Origin of the sequence: Citrobacter sp. wls619, assembly GCF_005281345.1 — a bacterium.
Classification (GTDB): domain Bacteria; phylum Pseudomonadota; class Gammaproteobacteria; order Enterobacterales; family Enterobacteriaceae; genus Citrobacter.
Genome location: NZ_SZXJ01000080.1, coordinates 1 through 17,563, shown reverse-complemented (window position 1 = coordinate 17,563; position 17,563 = coordinate 1). Strand labels below are relative to the sequence as shown.

19 protein-coding genes and 1 other annotated feature are annotated in these 17,563 nt (G+C 50.9%); of the genes, 10 read left to right on the top strand and 9 right to left on the bottom strand.

All coding sequences use genetic code 11. The features are described 5' to 3' along the window. Nucleotides 1-3 precede the first annotated feature (3 nt). A complete protein-coding gene (locus tag FDX19_RS16100) occupies nucleotides 4-795 on the bottom strand; it encodes an inner membrane protein YpjD (RefSeq protein WP_137383491.1) in 792 nt (263 codons plus the stop codon). A gap of 165 nt (nucleotides 796-960) precedes the next feature. On the opposite strand from FDX19_RS16100, the gene ffh reads away from it, so the two are divergent. The 5 genes from ffh to rplS all read left to right on the top strand — a co-directional run bounded on the left by ffh (nucleotide 961) and on the right by rplS (nucleotide 4,589). After that, a complete protein-coding gene (ffh, locus tag FDX19_RS16090) occupies nucleotides 961-2,322 on the top strand; it encodes a signal recognition particle protein (protein ID WP_048212938.1) in 1,362 nt (453 codons plus the stop codon). Between the two features lie 252 nt (nucleotides 2,323-2,574). Beyond that, nucleotides 2,575-2,823 (top strand): 30S ribosomal protein S16, encoded by a 249-nt coding sequence (gene rpsP / locus FDX19_RS16085; RefSeq protein WP_003031228.1) that lies wholly within the window; start codon nucleotides 2,575-2,577, stop codon nucleotides 2,821-2,823. 18 nt (nucleotides 2,824-2,841) lie between these two features. Continuing rightward, the gene (rimM, locus tag FDX19_RS16080; RefSeq protein ID WP_003031230.1) at nucleotides 2,842-3,390 is read left to right on the top strand and encodes a ribosome maturation factor RimM; all 549 of its coding nucleotides are present in this window, start codon (nucleotides 2,842-2,844) and stop codon (nucleotides 3,388-3,390) included. A 44-nt stretch (nucleotides 3,391-3,434) separates the two neighbouring features. Next, nucleotides 3,435-4,202 carry a tRNA (guanosine(37)-N1)-methyltransferase TrmD gene (gene trmD, locus FDX19_RS16075; RefSeq protein ID WP_003031232.1) on the top strand — a complete coding sequence of 256 codons (768 nt, stop codon included), beginning with the start codon at nucleotides 3,435-3,437 and terminating at the stop codon, nucleotides 4,200-4,202. 39 nt (nucleotides 4,203-4,241) lie between these two features. Beyond that, nucleotides 4,242-4,589, top strand: coding sequence for a 50S ribosomal protein L19 (rplS, locus tag FDX19_RS16070; RefSeq protein ID WP_002914145.1), 348 nt, complete (start codon nucleotides 4,242-4,244; stop codon nucleotides 4,587-4,589). Between the two features lie 257 nt (nucleotides 4,590-4,846). Here the strand turns inward: rplS and FDX19_RS16065 are convergent, their stop codons facing one another. From FDX19_RS16065 to FDX19_RS16050, 4 genes are all read right to left on the bottom strand, one after another. Further along, nucleotides 4,847-5,329: an OmpA family protein gene (locus FDX19_RS16065; protein ID WP_005130427.1), complete on the bottom strand. Its 483-nt coding sequence runs from the start codon at nucleotides 5,327-5,329 to the stop codon at nucleotides 4,847-4,849. A gap of 12 nt (nucleotides 5,330-5,341) precedes the next feature. Next, complete coding sequence (dgcN, locus tag FDX19_RS16060; protein WP_137383490.1) at nucleotides 5,342-6,568, bottom strand: diguanylate cyclase DgcN; 1,227 nt, start codon at nucleotides 6,566-6,568, stop codon at nucleotides 5,342-5,344. Next, nucleotides 6,561-7,079: a YfiR family protein gene (locus tag FDX19_RS16055; RefSeq protein WP_137383497.1), complete on the bottom strand. Its 519-nt coding sequence runs from the start codon at nucleotides 7,077-7,079 to the stop codon at nucleotides 6,561-6,563. The genes dgcN and FDX19_RS16055 overlap by 8 nt, the downstream gene beginning before the upstream one ends. A gap of 158 nt (nucleotides 7,080-7,237) precedes the next feature. Then, nucleotides 7,238-7,612 (bottom strand): DUF2799 domain-containing protein, encoded by a 375-nt coding sequence (locus FDX19_RS16050; protein WP_137383489.1) that lies wholly within the window; start codon nucleotides 7,610-7,612, stop codon nucleotides 7,238-7,240. A 214-nt stretch (nucleotides 7,613-7,826) separates the two neighbouring features. Between FDX19_RS16050 and aroF the strand changes: the two genes are divergently transcribed. Continuing rightward, nucleotides 7,827-8,897, top strand: a complete 1,071-nt coding sequence (gene aroF / locus FDX19_RS16045) for a 3-deoxy-7-phosphoheptulonate synthase AroF (RefSeq protein WP_137383488.1) — start codon at nucleotides 7,827-7,829, stop codon at nucleotides 8,895-8,897. Nucleotides 8,898-8,906: 9 nt separating this feature from the next. Further along, on the top strand, nucleotides 8,907-10,028 hold the full coding sequence (tyrA, locus tag FDX19_RS16040) for a bifunctional chorismate mutase/prephenate dehydrogenase (protein WP_137383487.1): 1,122 nt from the start codon (nucleotides 8,907-8,909) through the stop codon (nucleotides 10,026-10,028). A 93-nt stretch (nucleotides 10,029-10,121) separates the two neighbouring features. On the opposite strand, the gene pheA is transcribed toward tyrA, so the two are convergent. The 4 genes from pheA to bamD form a co-directional block, all read right to left on the bottom strand. After that, nucleotides 10,122-11,282, bottom strand: a complete 1,161-nt coding sequence (pheA, locus tag FDX19_RS16035; protein ID WP_137383486.1) for a bifunctional chorismate mutase/prephenate dehydratase — start codon at nucleotides 11,280-11,282, stop codon at nucleotides 10,122-10,124. A gap of 22 nt (nucleotides 11,283-11,304) precedes the next feature. Continuing rightward, nucleotides 11,305-11,430, bottom strand: a sequence feature (Phe leader region). Further along, complete coding sequence (gene pheL / locus FDX19_RS16030; RefSeq protein ID WP_100250063.1) at nucleotides 11,382-11,429, bottom strand: pheA operon leader peptide PheL; 48 nt, start codon at nucleotides 11,427-11,429, stop codon at nucleotides 11,382-11,384. Its footprint overlaps the feature before it by 48 nt. Before the next feature lie 102 nt (nucleotides 11,431-11,532). After that, entirely contained in the window at nucleotides 11,533-11,871 is a 339-nt protein-coding gene (gene raiA / locus FDX19_RS16025; RefSeq protein ID WP_003031244.1) for a ribosome-associated translation inhibitor RaiA, read from the bottom strand. A gap of 269 nt (nucleotides 11,872-12,140) precedes the next feature. Beyond that, nucleotides 12,141-12,878, bottom strand: coding sequence for an outer membrane protein assembly factor BamD (gene bamD / locus FDX19_RS16020; RefSeq protein ID WP_137383485.1), 738 nt, complete (start codon nucleotides 12,876-12,878; stop codon nucleotides 12,141-12,143). Between the two features lie 131 nt (nucleotides 12,879-13,009). Here bamD and rluD point away from each other — a divergent pair, with 131 nt between their 5' ends. The 3 genes from rluD to clpB all read left to right on the top strand — a co-directional run bounded on the left by rluD (nucleotide 13,010) and on the right by clpB (nucleotide 17,421). Then, nucleotides 13,010-13,990 carry a 23S rRNA pseudouridine(1911/1915/1917) synthase RluD gene (gene rluD, locus FDX19_RS16015; RefSeq protein ID WP_005130415.1) on the top strand — a complete coding sequence of 327 codons (981 nt, stop codon included), beginning with the start codon at nucleotides 13,010-13,012 and terminating at the stop codon, nucleotides 13,988-13,990. After that, nucleotides 13,987-14,718: a purine nucleoside phosphorylase YfiH gene (yfiH, locus tag FDX19_RS16010; protein ID WP_137383484.1), complete on the top strand. Its 732-nt coding sequence runs from the start codon at nucleotides 13,987-13,989 to the stop codon at nucleotides 14,716-14,718. The genes rluD and yfiH overlap by 4 nt, the downstream gene beginning before the upstream one ends. Before the next feature lie 129 nt (nucleotides 14,719-14,847). Then, on the top strand, nucleotides 14,848-17,421 hold the full coding sequence (clpB, locus tag FDX19_RS16005; RefSeq protein ID WP_137383483.1) for an ATP-dependent chaperone ClpB: 2,574 nt from the start codon (nucleotides 14,848-14,850) through the stop codon (nucleotides 17,419-17,421). Nucleotides 17,422-17,563 lie beyond the last annotated feature (142 nt).

Below are 17,563 nucleotides of genomic sequence, written 5' to 3'. Positions count from 1 at the left end.
GACTTAACTCACAAACTGCTGCAAGATGCGGCTGCCGAAATAGGCCAGCGTCAGAATGCCTGCGCCTGCGACGTTAAACCAGACGACACGACGTCCGCGCCAGCCTTCATGGTAATGTCCCCACAGCAGAACGATATAGACAAACCATGCCACGATAGACAGAACGGCTTTATCAATATTTTCTGTGCTGAACAGGTTGTGCATATAAAACAGGCCAGTACACAGCGTCAGCGTCAGCAGAACCACGCCTATCTGGGTGATATGAAACATTTTGCGCTCAATGCTCATCAATGGCGGCATTTCATTGTTGAACGCCAGTCTTTTATTTTTGAGCTGATAATCGATCCATGCCAGCTGCAGCGCATACAGCGCGGCAATGATTAAGGTGGCATAGGATAAGAGCGATAGCCCGATGTGAATCATCATGCCCGGTGTGGCTTCAAGGTGGGTGATGTATTCGTTGGGCATAAACGTAGCGCATGCCAGATTGATTAATGCAAAGGCATACACGATCGGCAGCAATAGCCAGCCGCGGTTGCGCGAGGCCACAATGGTCATGACGGTACAGATCATCAGGCTAACCAGAGAACCGACGTTCAGCAGGCTCAGGTTTTGTCCGCTTTCACCACCTGGCAGAATACGTGCTTCCAGGGCAAACGCGTGACAGACCAGCGCGATAACCGCAGAAAGAATAGCCATACGCCGCCAGCCGCTGTTTTTTTGCAGCAGGGCGGGAACGATCAGCGCAAGGCTGACGGAATAGGCGACAAGGGCTAACAGAGCAAAAACGGGCATATGGGTGTCGACAGTTGGCCAGTGATAAAGAAAAGCAGTATAGCGTTACGTGACCGCTGCTCCAACCGTTGCATAACAACAAAGGCGGCTTCATGTTATACTGCGACAAATTTCTGTTGATGTGTCGCTGTTGCGACCGACCGTTTCCACCCCAGGCGAGAGACAATGTTTGATAATTTAACCGATCGTTTGTCGCGCACGCTGCGCAATATCAGTGGCCGTGGACGCCTTACTGAAGACAACGTTAAAGAGACGCTGCGCGAAGTGCGCATGGCGCTGCTGGAGGCTGACGTTGCGCTGCCGGTAGTGCGTGAGTTTATCAATCGCGTAAAAGAGAAAGCGGTTGGTCACGAAGTTAACAAGAGCCTGACCCCGGGTCAGGAGTTCGTCAAAATCGTTCGTAGCGAACTGGTTTCGGCGATGGGCGAAGAGAACCAGACGCTAAACCTGGCGGCACAGCCACCGGCTGTGGTGCTGATGGCGGGCCTGCAGGGTGCGGGTAAAACCACCAGCGTCGGTAAGCTGGGTAAATTCCTGCGCGAGAAGCACAAGAAGAAAGTGCTGGTGGTCTCTGCCGACGTCTATCGCCCGGCGGCGATCAAACAGCTGGAAACGTTGGCCGAACAGGTCGGTGTGGACTTCTTCCCGTCTGACGTCGGTCAGAAGCCGATTGATATCGTTAATGCCGCGCTGAAAGAAGCTAAGCTCAAATTCTACGACGTGCTACTGGTGGATACCGCCGGTCGTCTGCACGTTGATGAAGCGATGATGGACGAAATCAAACAGGTCCACGCGTCTATCAATCCGGTAGAAACGCTGTTTGTTGTCGATGCCATGACCGGTCAGGATGCTGCGAATACTGCGAAAGCGTTTAACGAAGCACTGCCGCTGACCGGTGTGGTACTGACTAAAGTCGACGGTGACGCCCGTGGCGGTGCGGCATTGTCTATTCGTCATATCACCGGTAAGCCGATTAAATTCCTCGGTGTTGGTGAGAAAACGGAAGCGCTGGAGCCGTTCCATCCGGACAGGATTGCCTCACGTATTCTCGGCATGGGTGACGTGCTGTCGCTGATCGAAGATATCGAAAGCAAAGTTGACCGTGCACAGGCAGAGAAATTAGCCAGCAAGCTGAAAAAAGGCGACGGCTTCGATCTGAACGATTTCCTTGAACAGCTTAAGCAGATGAAAAACATGGGCGGCATGGCCAGCCTGATGGGCAAGCTGCCGGGTATGGGGCAGATCCCCGACAACGTGAAATCGCAGATGGACGATAAAGTGCTGGTGCGTATGGAAGCCATCATCAACTCGATGACGATGAAAGAACGCGCTAAGCCGGAAATCATCAAAGGCTCCCGCAAACGCCGTATCGCACTGGGCTGCGGGATGCAGGTACAGGACGTTAACCGTCTTCTGAAACAGTTCGACGACATGCAGCGCATGATGAAGAAAATGAAGAAGGGCGGAATGGCGAAGATGATGCGGAATATGAAGGGCATGATGCCGCCTGGCTTCCCTGGGCGCTAATTTTTCCGGCCTGGCTCACTGGCTATTTCGGCACCGGGGTGTGCTCGCCATCCTCACGTACGGCGTGTACGCTGCGGTGGCTGCGCGCACGCCGGCACCGAACTTGCTGCGCCGCCGACGGCCTTCTACGGCAGAGTTATTAACTGTTGATTGCTTTTTTCTCAGAAATCAGTAAAATTTTCGGGCTTTTAATATGACACCGGGTCCCTTCCCTCGATGGGGCCCGGTGTTTTATTCACACAAGAGGATGTTATGGTAACTATTCGTTTAGCTCGTCACGGCGCTAAAAAGCGTCCGTTCTACCAGGTTGTTGTCACTGACAGCCGTAATGCACGCAACGGTCGCTTCATCGAGCGCGTTGGCTTCTTTAACCCGATCGCTAGCGAAAAAGAAGAAGGCACTCGCCTGGATCTGGATCGCATCGCTCACTGGGTTGGCCAGGGCGCGACTATTTCTGATCGCGTAGCTACGCTGATCAAAGCAGCAAACAAAGCAGCTTAATCTGTCACGGTGGTCATGATGAGCAAGCAACTCGCCGCACAGGCACCCGTGGAACCCATCGTTTTGGGGAAAATGGGGTCTTCTTACGGTATCCGTGGTTGGCTCAGAGTGTTTTCTTCCACTGAAGACGCCGAAAGCATTTTTGACTATCAGCCCTGGTTTATCCAGAAGGCGGGTCAGTGGCAGCAAGTACAGCTGGAAAGCTGGAAGCACCACAATCAGGATCTGATCATCAAGCTGAAAGGCGTTGACGATCGTGATTCGGCGAATCTACTGACTAATTGTGAAATTGTCGTGGATTCCTCGCAGTTGCCTGCGCTGGAAGACGGTTCCTACTACTGGAAAGACCTTATGGGCTGCCAGGTAGTGACCACTGAAGGCTACGATCTCGGAAAAGTCGTCGATATGATGGAAACCGGATCGAATGACGTAATCGTCATTAAGGCAAACCTGAAAGATGCGTTTGGTATCAAGGAACGTTTAGTACCGTTCCTCGATGGGCAGGTTATCAAGAAAGTCGATCTCGCTACTCGTACTATCGAAGTAGATTGGGATCCTGGTTTTTAAACCACCGGATAAACGGTAAAAGTCGGCGTTATGGGGATTGGCTTGTGTTTATAGGTATCGTTAGCCTGTTTCCAGAAATGTTCCGTGCAATTACCGATTACGGGGTAACTGGCCGGGCAGTAAAAAATGGCCTGCTGAACATCCAGAGCTGGAGTCCTCGTGACTTTACGCATGACCGGCACCGTACCGTGGACGATCGTCCTTACGGCGGCGGACCGGGGATGTTAATGATGGTGCAACCTTTACGGGATGCCATTCATGCAGCAAAAGCTGCGGCTGGTGAAGGCGCAAAGGTGATTTATCTGTCACCTCAGGGACGCAAGCTTGATCAAGCGGGCGTTAGCGAACTGGCAACGAATCAAAAGTTGATTCTGGTGTGCGGTCGCTATGAAGGAATAGATGAGCGCGTGATTCAAACCGAAATTGATGAAGAATGGTCAATCGGCGATTACGTCCTCAGCGGTGGTGAGTTACCGGCAATGACGCTGATCGACTCCGTTTCCCGGTTTATTCCGGGCGTACTGGGTCATGAAGCATCAGCAATCGAAGATTCGTTTGCTGACGGGTTGCTGGACTGCCCACACTATACCCGACCTGAAGTGTTAGAACAGATGGAGGTACCGGCGGTATTACTGTCGGGAAACCACGCTGAGATACGTCGCTGGCGTTTGAAGCAGTCGCTGGGCCGGACCTGGCTTAGAAGACCTGAACTTCTGGAAAACCTGGCTCTGACTGAAGAGCAAGCAAGGTTGCTGGCGGAGTTCAAAAAGGAACACGCACAACAGCAACATAAACATGATGGGCAGGCGTAAGCCCCCAATATCAGTTTACCCAGGATAAGAGATTAAATTATGAGCAACATTATTAAGCAACTTGAACAAGAACAGATGAAGCAGGACGTACCTTCCTTCCGTCCGGGTGATACCGTGGAAGTGAAAGTATGGGTTGTTGAAGGTTCCAAAAAACGTCTGCAGGCATTCGAGGGCGTGGTTATCGCTATTCGTAACCGCGGTCTGCACTCTGCATTCACTGTTCGTAAAATTTCCAACGGCGAAGGCGTTGAGCGTGTCTTCCAGACTCACTCTCCGGTAGTTGACAGCATTGCTGTTAAACGTCGTGGTGCTGTTCGTAAAGCTAAACTGTACTACCTGCGTGAGCGTACTGGTAAGTCTGCTCGTATCAAAGAGCGTCTTAACTAAGATATCGCTCAGGCGACATCCTGATAGAAGGGGCTGGCCATTTGGCTGGCCCCTTTTTTTATACCGACAGAACGCCTATGCCAGCGGTTAGCCGGGTAAATTGATTTTGGGTCGTTTAAGGCTTAACGGGAAGGTGATTGTTACGTTAGCGGCGAGGTGTTGAGTCGTGTGAGGCAGGGGCGTTCGTTATTGCAATCGACTGACTGCGCGAGTTCAGTACGTCGTATTCTCTGTTAGCGCAGCCAGCCTGGTTATGATTAAGGTGTACTGATGACTACCGCAACGCGGCGGTTTTCGGCACGGCCTTTTGAAGTTTGGTTGCTGGCAAGCGGGTATTTCTTCCCGAGCCCTTGGGTTGTCAGGTTAGTGCGTGGAATATTGGCACCCTGAGCCCAGGCGTCTGCAACCACATTGGCGCGTTTGAGCGACAGAGCTTCGTTGTAGCTGTCCTCACCATAGTTATCGGTGTGACCATCCAGACGAGCATGGTTTAACCCGGTCGCAGCCAGTTTGGACGCCATTTCCTGGATTTGCTTTTCACTTTCAGGGCGGAGTTTATAGTCGTTTTTGTCAAACAGGATGGTGTCAGACAAACCCAGAGACCAGTCTCCTGAAGCTTCAGTGAATCCGTACGATTTCATCGCTGCAATTTGCTCTGGGGTAAATTTCCCCTGAGGTGCCTGACAGCCTGCCAGAATCAGCATGATGAGAATGAACGGGGATAATAAACGTTTTAGCATGTGTGTAATTCCTTATTTTTTAATAATGCGTTGAGAACGCAAATTTTTAGCCTGATACATATTGTGATCGGCAAGTTCTTGTAATTTCTCGGCAGAGGCATGTTCCCACGTCAGCGCAAAACCAATACTGAGTGTCATGCTTGCCAGATGACCGTTATGCAGGTCAAAAGGTCGAGTAAACTCTTGCGACAACGCCGCGCAGATACGTTGAACTTCGTATTCAGAATGGACGCTGTAAAGCACCATGGCAAATTCATCGCCGCCAAGTCGGTATGGGTGATGCCGATTACCACCAAATTCGGCCAGCCTTTTTGCGACTTCAATCAGGACACGATCGCCCGCAGCGTGTCCCCAGGTATCATTAATAAATTTAAAATTATCGCCATCAAGGAATAACAACGCAGAGCTGCTGTGGGCCGCGTCGTCGTTCATCAGTGCGTTAATGCTGCTACGAAATGCGGCACGGTTCGCAAGACCGGTTAAAGGGTCATGTAGCGCGGTACGCAACAGTTGGGCATTCTTTGCCTGCAGACGTAGTTGCCACTCTTCCATCTCATCCAGCAGGCTATTAAAGTCCTGCGCAAACAGATGAAATTCTTCAATCCGCTCTTCAGATACGCGCCGTGAGAAATTTCGATTGGTACGAACATCATGTACCACTTCAGTAATATTTTGCAGGGCGTCCACGACGCCATTGTGTAAATAACGAGTAAGCATTAATGCAATACCCGATGCCAGTAAAATGCATCCGGTAAGAACAGCCAGCGACAAATAAATGAAATGGCTAATAACGCTATCGCGGGCAATCAGGCGCACCTCACCGATAACGTCGCCATTGTGCAAAATGGGCTGAGTCACCGGTTGCGGAAACAGCCAGTGGCTGATGATACTGCTGATTTTGTCAGTGGTATCCTGCGCGTCATAGCGCCAGGTGGCGATCACTTTCTGCTTTTGATTGCGGACTTCTGCAACTGAAAATTGCCCTTGCTGTCCCAGTGCCGCCAGCGTTTCCGACGCAGCGACGCTATCCGAAAAGACTAATGCAGCTTCGAGCGTGCGGGTCATGGTTGCAGCCGTGAGATCCAGGTTTTTTTGTGCGTATTGTTTCAAAGCCAGCACAGACGAAATGCTAAGCAGCAGCCAAATCAGCGTCATGGTTACCAGTACGCTGACGATGCTGATACGCCGCAGCGTCCGCTTAAACGTTGGGCGTTTTATGGGAGAAGGACCCTTATTCATGCTTTTTATTCCGCGCAAGCATCAATACGTCTGGACTCACCCTTACACCGCTGCGTGACAGGGAATCCATATTTACGGAAAATCTCACGTCTTCATCTTTAATTATGAGGCAAAAAGCGCTGCCAATAACGCATTCGGGATTCTGTTCGGCAATTAATAACAATGCCTTAGTAGGATATTTATTCTTTAGCTCCGCCTGATATGTAGGGCTTTCTTTGCCAAAATAAAAACCATCACACTGCGCAACTAAAACTTCTTGTTCCGTATGAATGATGACAGGAAGATAGGGTAGTGCTCCTGCACCGGTATCTTCCAGCACGCTGGAAAAGCGTGAAGAAGAGAATATACACAGTTTTGGTGGCCCTGAAAGTGCTGGCCAGCGTGTATAACTGACGATACCGGAAACCATAGAGCGCACAGATTTTGCCTCTTCCGTAACGCTGTGAGCGTACAGAGGTAATCCGGTCAGAAGCAGTGCCAGTAGAAGTATGAGTCGGTAAGAAAAGCTCATGAATAGGTACCTACCAGCGTTTGCCGTAATGCGTCGATATACATTCAAGATTGTTTGCAACAAAATAACATTATTTTCCCAGGGCGTCATTATTCCTGGAATGAGCGCATTGAGTATTTAAGCTAAATCTCATTAATTTATAAAATTTAAGCTCTTGTTTAATTTAACCTTGTCGAGGCTGCACCTTCGTTTGTTCCTTTTTGCCATGCTTCATGTAACTGGCTGACATTGTCAACCGTGTCGCAACTGGCAGGGAAGGTTTTGCCGGTCAATCCTCTCGCGTACACAAAGTCCTGCTGACAGGTTTTCCTTTGTCCTTCGGCGTACCCCTTAAGATATTGGGCGCGATCGACCTCTGGATCATTGTAGTTGTCGGCAAGTGTCTCGTTATCTTTAACGACATGGCCTGAAATGGCATCCTGAATCCCGGCATCAAACCAGTCGGTACCTGTCCAGGTCGGGGAGAAAGTATAGGGATCTATCTGACATCCGCTGAGAAATAATACAAATAAGGTACAGATGAGTTGCTTCATTGCCTGTTCTCCCCGTTTTTTTAAAGCATAGCGGATTCATATATAGAGTGATGTAAATTTAAATGTACGGTATCTTGCAGTGTTTTTGCTGAAAAATTGCTTGCTGTAAATAAAAATTTACGGAATGTGGATTGAAATCTTTACCTATTGTGTTATCGTGATTACCTCCTCGCTGAGGAAAACTATCGCAAACGAGCTAAACAGGATCACCATCATGCAAAAAGACGCGCTGAACAACGTACACATTACCGACGAACAGGTTCTGATGACCCCAGAGCAGCTTAAAGCGGAATTTCCGCTGAGCCTCGCACAGGAGGCGCAAATCGCCCAGTCGCGTAAAACCATTTCAGACATTATCTCTGGCCGTGACCCGCGACTGCTGGTGGTGTGTGGTCCATGCTCGATTCACGATCCTGAAGCGGCTATTGAGTACGCTCGTCGATTTAAAGCCCTTGCCGAAGAGGTCAGCGATAGCCTCTACCTGGTGATGCGCGTCTATTTTGAAAAACCCCGTACCACCGTCGGCTGGAAAGGGTTGATTAACGATCCTCATATGGATGGCTCTTTTGATGTTGAAGCGGGTCTGAAAATTGCGCGTCAGTTGCTGCTTGAATTGGTGAATATGGGGCTACCGCTGGCAACAGAAGCGTTAGATCCAAACAGCCCGCAATACCTGGGTGATCTGTTTAGCTGGTCAGCTATCGGTGCGCGTACCACTGAATCACAGACGCATCGTGAAATGGCTTCAGGTCTTTCCATGCCGGTTGGTTTTAAGAATGGTACAGATGGGAGCCTGGCGACAGCGATTAACGCTATGCGCGCCGCAGCACAATCACACCGCTTTGTGGGTATTAACCAGGCGGGGCAGGTTGCACTGCTGCAAACTCAGGGTAACCCAGATGGTCACGTGATCCTGCGCGGTGGTAAAGCGCCTAACTACAGCCCGGCGGATGTCGCCCAGTGCGAAAAAGAGATGGAGCAGGCAGGACTACGACCTTCTCTGATGGTAGATTGCAGTCATGGTAATTCCAATAAAGATTACCGTCGCCAGCCAGCCGTGGCTGAATCTGTGATCGCCCAAATCAAAGATGGCAATCGCTCAATCATCGGCTTGATGATTGAAAGTAATATTCACGAAGGCAACCAGTCCTCCGAACAGCCGCGTAGCGAAATGAAATACGGTGTCTCCGTAACTGATGCCTGCATTAGCTGGGAAATGACGGATGCGCTACTGCGTGAAATTAGCAATGATTTAAACGGCCAGCTGACGGCGCGTGTAGCATAAGAGGTTGGTATGGTTGCTGAATTGACCGCACTACGCGATCAAATTGATGAAGTTGATAAGGCGTTGCTGGATTTATTGGCACGCCGTCTGGAGCTGGTTGCCGAAGTCGGTGAAGTCAAAAGCCGCTTTGGGCTGCCGATCTACGTACCCGAGCGGGAAGCCTCGATGTTGGCTTCCCGCCGCGCAGAAGCTGAAGCGCTGGGGGTGCCGCCAGACCTGATCGAAGATGTATTGCGTCGGGTTATGCGCGAGTCATATTCCAGTGAGAATGACAAAGGCTTTAAGACGCTTTGTCCTTCTTTGCGTCCGGTGGTGATCGTCGGCGGTGGCGGGCAGATGGGACGGCTGTTCGAGAAGATGCTGACGCTGTCTGGCTATCAGGTGCGGATCCTGGAACAGCAGGACTGGGATCGCGCCACTGAGATCGTCGCCGATGCGGGCATGGTGATCGTCAGTGTGCCGATCCACGTTACTGAACAGGTAATCGCGAAATTACCGCGTCTACCGTCTGACTGTATTCTGGTCGATCTGGCCTCGGTGAAAAATGGTCCTCTGCAGGCGATGCTGGCGGCACACGACGGTCCGGTTGTGGGTTTACACCCGATGTTTGGTCCGGACAGCGGCAGCCTGGCAAAACAGGTCGTGGTTTGGTGTGATGGGCGACAGCCGGAAGCCTATCAGTGGTTCCTTGAGCAGATTCAGGTTTGGGGCGCGAGATTGCATCGGATTAGCGCCGTTGAGCACGACCAGAATATGGCGTTCATCCAGGCGCTACGCCACTTTGCGACATTTGCTTACGGGCTACATTTAGCGGAGGAGAATGTGCAACTGGAGCAGTTGCTGGCTCTTTCTTCACCTATTTACCGTCTTGAACTGGCAATGGTTGGTCGTCTGTTTGCCCAGGACCCTCAGCTCTATGCCGATATTATTATGTCGTCAGAGAGTAATCTTGCGCTCATCAAACGTTATTACCAACGTTTTGGCGAAGCGATTGGTTTGCTGGAACAGGGTGATAAGCAGGCTTTTATCGACAGTTTCCGTAAGGTGGAACACTGGTTTGGCGACTATGCGCAGCGCTTCCAGAGTGAAAGTCGCACCCTGTTGCGCCAGGCTAACGATAGCCGTCAATAAGCAAGATGCCGGATGGCGGCTTCGCCTTCTCGGCCTACAAAAATCGCCTGAATTGTAGGCCGGATAAGCGTAGCGCCATCCGGCATTGTCACGTTAGCTCGGGTCGACCGGCACCACGTTTTCACTCGGATAACATCCCAATACTTTCATCGAACGCGTAATCTCCCCCAACTCCTTCAGGGCTTTTTGCATTTGGGGTGATTCCAGGTTGGCCTGGATATCGAGGTAAAACATCTCTTCCCACGGATTGCCGTGAATCGGGCGTGATTCCAGCTTGGTCATAATCAGATTATGGTTACGCAGTACCAGCAGCGCTTCAACCAGCGCGCCGGCCTGTTGTCCCGTCGCCATCAGCAACGTGGTTTTCGCCGGAACCTGGTCGGAAACATTGATTGCTTTACGCGCCAGCACCACGAAGCGGGTGATGTTTTGCGTCTGGTTAGCTTCAATGTGTTCAAGCACCTGCAAACCATACAGTACGCCTCCGGCTTCGCTCCCCAGCGCCGCCACGCGGGGCGAGTTAGCCTGCGCAACTTTTTCCATCGCCGCTGAAGTGCTTTCGGTGTACTCAATCTTCCAGTGCGGGTAGCGGTTCAGGAACTTGCTGCACTGCTGGAACGGCTGCGGATGGCTGTATACCGTTTCAATGGTCGCGAGATCCGTCGTGCCAGACACCAGGACACAGTGGTCAATCGTAATGGTCATCTCGCCAACGATAGACAGGCTGGTGTGCTGCAGCAGATCGTAAACATCATTAATCGCACCGGAACTGGTGTTTTCAATAGGCACTACCGCGTAGTCTGCCTGTCCGGTTTCAACCTGATTAAAGATATCGGCAAATTTCGCGCAGCCGCTTTCAATAAACTGCTCAAAATGACGTGCGGCGTACTGACGTGCTGCAAGGTGTGAGTAAGACCCTTTTGGTCCCAGGAAGGCAACACGAGCGGAGTGCGGGTTGATCTTGTTCAGATGCTGCTGAAGGAGCGCCTGCTGGGTCAGGACGGAGTCTTCGATAATCAGCTGGAACAGGCGCGTGATGTAGTGGGCATCAAGATGATGTGCTTTACCAAGCTGAATCAAACGGTCGAGCAGGTCGCGTTCCCGATCAATATCGCGTACCGGGCGATGAGACAGCAACTTGGCTTTGCCAACTTCTACCGCCAGACCACGTCGTTCTGCCAGCAGGGCCAGTAATTTTTCATCCAGCGAGCTGATCTTTTCTCGCAGCGCCAGTAATGGGTTTTCCGATGTCATAGTGTTGCCTTTCTTGTTATCAATAAAAAAGGCCCCCCGGTGTGGGAGGCCTTATTGTTCGTCTTCGCATTCTTTATCACACGACGAAACGCCTCCCATTCAGGGGAAGGTAAAAAAGAATGCGAAGAAGAACGGGACAAGTTTCATGTGATTTTCCTTTGGCTACGTCAGTAAAGTACCCGTACTGTTTTCACCCTGTCAACAAAAAACGCGCCCGAAGGCGCGTTGGCGATACACTCAATGTAAGGGACTACTCTTCTTCTGCTTCGACGAAGTTGGCGTCTTTTACTGAAGTTGTTGCACGACGGGCTTCGCCTTTGTGCTGCACTTTATTGAGCTGCCGTTCCAGCTTGTTGATCAAATCGTTAATGGCGGTGTACATATCCTCGTGTTTTGCGCTGGCGACCAGATGTCCATTCGGGGTGTTGATGGTGGCATCAGCAATGAAACCCTGTGGCTCCTTAGACAGAATGATATGTGGATTAATCAGATGAGTTTGCCATTTTTCTAGTTTGGCGAGACGGTCTGCGACATGCTGGCGAATTGCCGGAGTAATTTCCATTTGTTTACTGGTAATGTTCATTGTCATAAATTTTACCTCTTGTCTTTCCCGTCTTGGTGATTCCAGCATACCGTTCCCAATGTCAAAATGTGTGATTTGGATCACATTATTTTGTCGCTTTTTGTCAAGAAAACCTTTTTGTGAGGCACCGCAGGAACAGGCGATTTTTTACTTGAGGAATACCTGAAAGCAGGCCATATTTGATAGGATGCGTCGCAGCTAAACCGCTTCAGTTGTGGCGTTAACGGATAAAAAAACGGCAGCCCAGAGGCTGCCGTTTTGCATTCTGAGGTCAATCAGGTGTTGCTGCTGTTAGCGGCAATGATTTTCGCTACTTTTTCTGCCTGGGCATTCATCTGCATTTGGCGATAAGCGTTTTCCATCAACGGCAGGGAATCACGCGTTGCCTGGGTATCCGGATAGTCACGCAGCATACCTTCCACACGGTTCACGACTGCAACCCATGCGCCACGGGCGGTATAGTACTCAGCAACAGAGTATTCATACTTCGCCAGACGATCTTTCAGGAACACCAGACGCTTAGTGGCATCGGTTGTGTACTGGCTGTTCGGATAACCACGTACCAGTTTGGAAAAATCATTAAACGCAGCTCGGGCATGCTGTGGATCGCGATCGCTACGATCGACGCCAAAGAATCCTTGCAGCGCGCTATCGTCCAGCGCCATATTGGTCAGGCCACGCATGTACATGACATAATCAATGTTCGGGTGAGTCGGGTTCAGACGAATAAAACGATCGATGGCAGCCTGAGCAAGTGGCAGATCGGCGTTTTTGTAGTAGGCGTAGATGAGATCTAATTGCACCTGCTGAGAATACGGTCCAAATGGATAACGGTTATCCAACGCTTCCAATTGCGTTATTGCCTGTTTCCAGTTACCGTCCTGCAGCTTTTGCTGAGCAGTCGCGTAGATTTCATTTGGCGGATTATCGGGCACCTCTTCCTTTGAACCAGAGCAACCCGCCAAAAACAGGCTCAACGTGGCTGCTGCCACCAGATATTTCATGCGCGTCATGACGTTTTGACTTTCCTCAAAATGTAATACGGGAGATTCTCTGTTCCTGCTCCCGGTTAAGACCAGCTACAATAGCACACTATATTAAACGGCAAAGCCGTAAAACCCAACGTTAAACGAAGAAGCAGTTTATGGCACAACGAGTAGAACTCACCGCAACAGTCTCCGAAAATCAGCTTGGTCAACGCTTAGATCAGGCTTTGGCCGAATTGTTCCCTGATTATTCGCGATCGCGCATAAAAGAATGGATCCTCGACCAGCGCGTACTGGTAAATGGCAATCTTTGCGATAAGCCGAAAGAAAAAGTATTAGGTGGAGAGCGTGTCTCCATCAATGCTGAAATTGATGAAGAGGTTCGTTTTGAAGCTCAGGATATCCCGCTGGATATCGTTTATGAAGATGACGACATTCTTGTCATCAACAAACCACGTGATCTGGTGGTACATCCGGGCGCGGGTAATCCTGATGGTACGGTTTTGAATGCGTTGCTGCATTACTACCCGCCAATTGCGGATGTCCCACGAGCCGGTATTGTGCACCGTCTGGATAAAGACACAACCGGACTTATGGTTGTGGCAAAAACGGTTCCGGCGCAAACGCGCCTGGTCGAGTCATTGCAGCTGCGCGAAATCACTCGCGAGTATGAAGCTGTGGCGATTGGCCATATGACCGCGGGCGGTACGGTCGAAGAACCGATCAGCCGTCATCCAACCAAACGTACGCATATGTCAGTGCATCCAATGGGGAAACCTGCGGTAACGCACTATCGCATTATGGAGCATTTCCGTGTGCACACGCGTCTGCGGTTGCGTCTGGAAACCGGACGTACGCACCAGATCCGCGTGCACATGGCGCATATCACCCATCCGCTGGTGGGCGATCAGGTCTACGGTGGTCGTCCACGCCCACCGAAAGGCGCTTCTGACGAGTTTATCTCCGTGCTGCGTAAGTTTGACCGTCAGGCACTGCACGCGACCATGTTGCGTTTGTATCACCCGATTTCCGGTATTGAGATGGAATGGCATGCGCCGATTCCGCAAGATATGGTGGAGCTTATTGAAGTGATGCGCGCTGATTTTGAAGAGCATAAGGATGATGTTGCCTGGCTATGAGTAAGCTAATTGTCCCGCAGTGGCCGATACCTCAGGGTGTCGCGGCCTGTAGTTCTACCCGCATTGGCGGCGTTAGCCAGTCGCCTTATGATTCGCTGAACCTGGGGGCCCATTGTGGCGATAACCCGGAGCATGTGGAAGAGAACCGCAAGCGGCTGTTTGCTGCGGGCAATCTGCCTTCGAAACCCATCTGGCTTGAACAGGTACACGGTAAAGACGTCCTGAAATTAAGCGGCGGGCCATACTTATCTAAACGTGCAGATGCGTCCTACAGCAATACGCCAGGCACCGTATGCGCGGTGATGACGGCGGACTGTCTGCCGGTGCTGTTTTGTAATCGTGCTGGAACAGAAGTGGCGGCGGCCCATGCGGGCTGGCGCGGGTTATGTGAAGGTGTGCTGGAAGAAACGGTGGCGTGCTTTGCCGATAAACCGGAAAACATTATTGCCTGGTTAGGGCCGGCGATTGGTCCGATCGCGTTTGAGGTAGGTGCAGAAGTTCGCACCGCGTTTATGGCAAAAGATCCGCACGCTGACAGTGCATTTGTGCCGCGTGGTGAAAAATATCTGGCGGATATCTATCAGCTTGCACGTCAACGTCTGGCAAATGTGGGGGTTGAGAACGTCTACGGTGGCGACCATTGCACCTTCAGCGAAAGTGAGACGTTCTTCTCTTATCGTCGCGACAATACCACGGGTCGTATGGCAAGTTTTATTTGGCTGATATAACCTAAAGAATCAAGACGATCCGGTACGTGTAATTTTCTTTTCACATAATTCAGGTCATTCACCTTGAATAATTGAGGGATGACCTCATTTAATCTCCAGTAGCAATTTTGACCTGTTATGGGAGGAGTTATGCGTCTGGATCGTCTTACCAATAAATTCCAGCTTGCTCTTGCCGATGCCCAGTCACTCGCACTGGGGCACGACAACCAATTTATCGAACCACTTCATCTAATGAGCGCCTTGCTGAATCAGGAAGGGGGATCGGTTCGCCCTTTGTTAACGTCCGCTGGCATTAATGCTGGCCAGTTACGCACAGCGATTGATCAGGCATTGAGCCGTTTACCACAGGTAGAAGGTACCGGTGGTGATGTTCAGCCTTCTCAGGATCTGGTGCGTGCACTGAATCTTTGCGACAAGCTGGCGCAAAAACGTGGAGACAATTTCATTTCGTCAGAACTGTTTGTTCTGGCAGCGCTTGAGTCGCGCGGTACGCTGACCGATTTATTAAAATCCGCAGGAGCGACAACCGCCAATATCACTCAGGCAATTGAACAAATGCGTGGAGGTGAAAGCGTGAATGACCAGGGGGCTGAAGACCAACGTCAGGCCTTGAAAAAATATACCGTCGACCTGACCGAACGTGCCGAACAAGGCAAGCTCGATCCGGTTATCGGTCGTGATGAAGAAATTCGCCGCACTATTCAGGTGCTGCAACGTCGTACTAAAAACAACCCTGTTTTGATAGGTGAGCCAGGCGTTGGTAAAACCGCTATCGTCGAAGGGCTGGCACAGCGAATCATTAACGGTGAAGTACCTGAAGGGTTAAAAGGTCGTCGCGTGCTGGCGCTGGATATGGGCGCGCTGGTGGCCGGGGCGAAGTATCGCGGTGAGTTTGAAGAACGTTTAAAAGGTGTGCTCAACGATCTCTCGAAACAGGAAGGCAACGTCATTCTGTTTATCGATGAGTTGCATACTATGGTCGGTGCAGGTAAAGCCGATGGCGCGATGGACGCCGGTAACATGCTTAAACCGGCGCTGGCGCGCGGGGAGCTGCACTGCGTAGGGGCCACCACGCTTGATGAATACCGCCAGTACATCGAAAAAGATGCGGCGCTGGAACGTCGTTTCCAGAAAGTGTTTGTGGCTGAGCCATCAGTAGAAGACACCATCGCCATTCTGCGCGGCCTGAAAGAGCGTTACGAGCTGCATCACCATGTGCAGATTACTGACCCGGCGATTGTTGCGGCAGCCACGCTGTCTCATCGCTATATTGCTGACCGTCAGTTGCCGGATAAAGCTATCGACCTTATCGATGAAGCAGCGTCCAGCATCCGTATGCAGATTGACTCCAAGCCGGAGGAACTCGACAGACTCGACCGCCGCATCATCCAGCTCAAACTGGAACAGCAGGCATTAATGAAAGAGTCTGATGAGGCGAGTAAAAAACGTCTTGATATGCTTAATGAAGAACTGGACGACAAAGAGCGCCAGTATTCAGAGTTAGAAGAAGAGTGGAAAGCTGAAAAAGCGTCCCTCTCTGGAACGCAAACCATCAAGGCAGAGCTGGAACAGGCAAAAATTGCTATCGAACAGGCGCGTCGCGTCGGCGACCTGGCGCGCATGTCTGAACTGCAGTACGGCAAAATTCCGGAACTGGAAAAACAGCTGGAAGCTGCAACCCAGTCTGAAGGTAAAACTATGCGTCTGCTGCGTAATAAAGTGACGGATGCAGAAATCGCCGAGGTGCTGGCGCGCTGGACCGGTATCCCGGTGGCCCGTATGTTGGAAGGCGAGCGGGAAAAATTGTTGCGGATGGAACAGGATCTGCACAGCCGCGTGATTGGTCAGAACGAAGCGGTAGAAGCGGTATCTAACGCCATCCGTCGTAGCCGTGCAGGATTGTCCGATCCGAATCGTCCGATTGGTTCCTTCTTGTTCCTGGGGCCAACCGGTGTCGGTAAAACCGAGCTGTGCAAAGCACTGGCGAACTTTATGTTCGACAGTGACGATGCGATGGTGCGTATCGATATGTCCGAGTTTATGGAGAAACATTCTGTATCTCGCCTGGTCGGTGCGCCTCCGGGATATGTCGGTTATGAAGAAGGTGGGTACCTGACGGAAGCGGTGCGTCGTCGCCCTTATTCGGTCATTCTGCTGGATGAAGTGGAAAAAGCGCATCTGGATGTCTTCAACATTCTGCTGCAGGTGCTTGACGATGGTCGTTTGACTGACGGGCAGGGGAGAACGGTCGATTTCCGTAATACGGTTGTCATTATGACCTCGAACCTGGGCTCTGATCTGATTCAGGAGCGTTTCGGCGAGCTGGATTACAGCCATATGAAAGATATGGTGCTGGGCGTTGTGAGCCAGAACTTCCGCCCGGAATTCATCAACCGTATAGATGAGGTTGTTGTATTCCATCCGTTGGGTGAGAAACACATTGCTTCTATTGCTCAGATCCAACTGCAGCGTCTGTACAAACGTCTGGAAGAGCGTGGTTATGAAATCCACATCTCTGACGAAGCGCTTAAATTGCTGAGTGTGAATGGTTATGATCCTGTATACGGCGCACGTCCATTGAAACGTGCTATCCAGCAGCAGATCGAAAACCCACTGGCACAGCAAATCTTGTCTGGTGAGCTGATTCCAGGCAAAACGATTCGTCTGGAAGTGAATGACGATCGTATTGTGGCAGTGCAGTAAGTCACAAAACGACAATAAACGAGCCCTGCGGGGCTCGTTTTTGTTTGAAAACCAGGCAAAAATAGCTTCATTGTCTGAAAAGTAATCGCTTGATAAGTTTTTTGTATTTTTAACTTGTCAGCCTGAAATAACTCCCTATAAT

Bases quoted from the DNA above. Each gene is read 5' to 3' on its own strand.
- dgcN (WP_137383490.1), bottom strand. From the start codon at position 6,568: ATGAATAAGGGTCCTTCTCCCATAAAACGCCCAACGTTTAAGCGGACG.
- bamD (WP_137383485.1), bottom strand. From the start codon at position 12,878: ATGACGCGCATGAAATATCTGGTGGCAGCAGCCACGTTGAGCCTGTTT.
- clpB (WP_137383483.1), top strand. From the start codon at position 14,848: ATGCGTCTGGATCGTCTTACCAATAAATTCCAGCTTGCTCTTGCCGAT.
- rplS (WP_002914145.1), top strand. From the start codon at position 4,242: ATGAGCAACATTATTAAGCAACTTGAACAAGAACAGATGAAGCAGGAC.
- ffh (WP_048212938.1), top strand. From the start codon at position 961: ATGTTTGATAATTTAACCGATCGTTTGTCGCGCACGCTGCGCAATATC.
- FDX19_RS16100 (WP_137383491.1), bottom strand. From the start codon at position 795: ATGCCCGTTTTTGCTCTGTTAGCCCTTGTCGCCTATTCCGTCAGCCTT.
- rpsP (WP_003031228.1), top strand. From the start codon at position 2,575: ATGGTAACTATTCGTTTAGCTCGTCACGGCGCTAAAAAGCGTCCGTTC.
- rimM (WP_003031230.1), top strand. From the start codon at position 2,842: ATGAGCAAGCAACTCGCCGCACAGGCACCCGTGGAACCCATCGTTTTG.
- yfiH (WP_137383484.1), top strand. From the start codon at position 13,987: ATGAGTAAGCTAATTGTCCCGCAGTGGCCGATACCTCAGGGTGTCGCG.
- aroF (WP_137383488.1), top strand. From the start codon at position 7,827: ATGCAAAAAGACGCGCTGAACAACGTACACATTACCGACGAACAGGTT.
- pheA (WP_137383486.1), bottom strand. From the start codon at position 11,282: ATGACATCGGAAAACCCATTACTGGCGCTGCGAGAAAAGATCAGCTCG.
- raiA (WP_003031244.1), bottom strand. From the start codon at position 11,871: ATGACAATGAACATTACCAGTAAACAAATGGAAATTACTCCGGCAATT.
- FDX19_RS16050 (WP_137383489.1), bottom strand. From the start codon at position 7,612: ATGAAGCAACTCATCTGTACCTTATTTGTATTATTTCTCAGCGGATGT.
- tyrA (WP_137383487.1), top strand. From the start codon at position 8,907: ATGGTTGCTGAATTGACCGCACTACGCGATCAAATTGATGAAGTTGAT.
- FDX19_RS16055 (WP_137383497.1), bottom strand. From the start codon at position 7,079: ATGAGCTTTTCTTACCGACTCATACTTCTACTGGCACTGCTTCTGACC.
- rluD (WP_005130415.1), top strand. From the start codon at position 13,010: ATGGCACAACGAGTAGAACTCACCGCAACAGTCTCCGAAAATCAGCTT.
- FDX19_RS16065 (WP_005130427.1), bottom strand. From the start codon at position 5,329: ATGCTAAAACGTTTATTATCCCCGTTCATTCTCATCATGCTGATTCTG.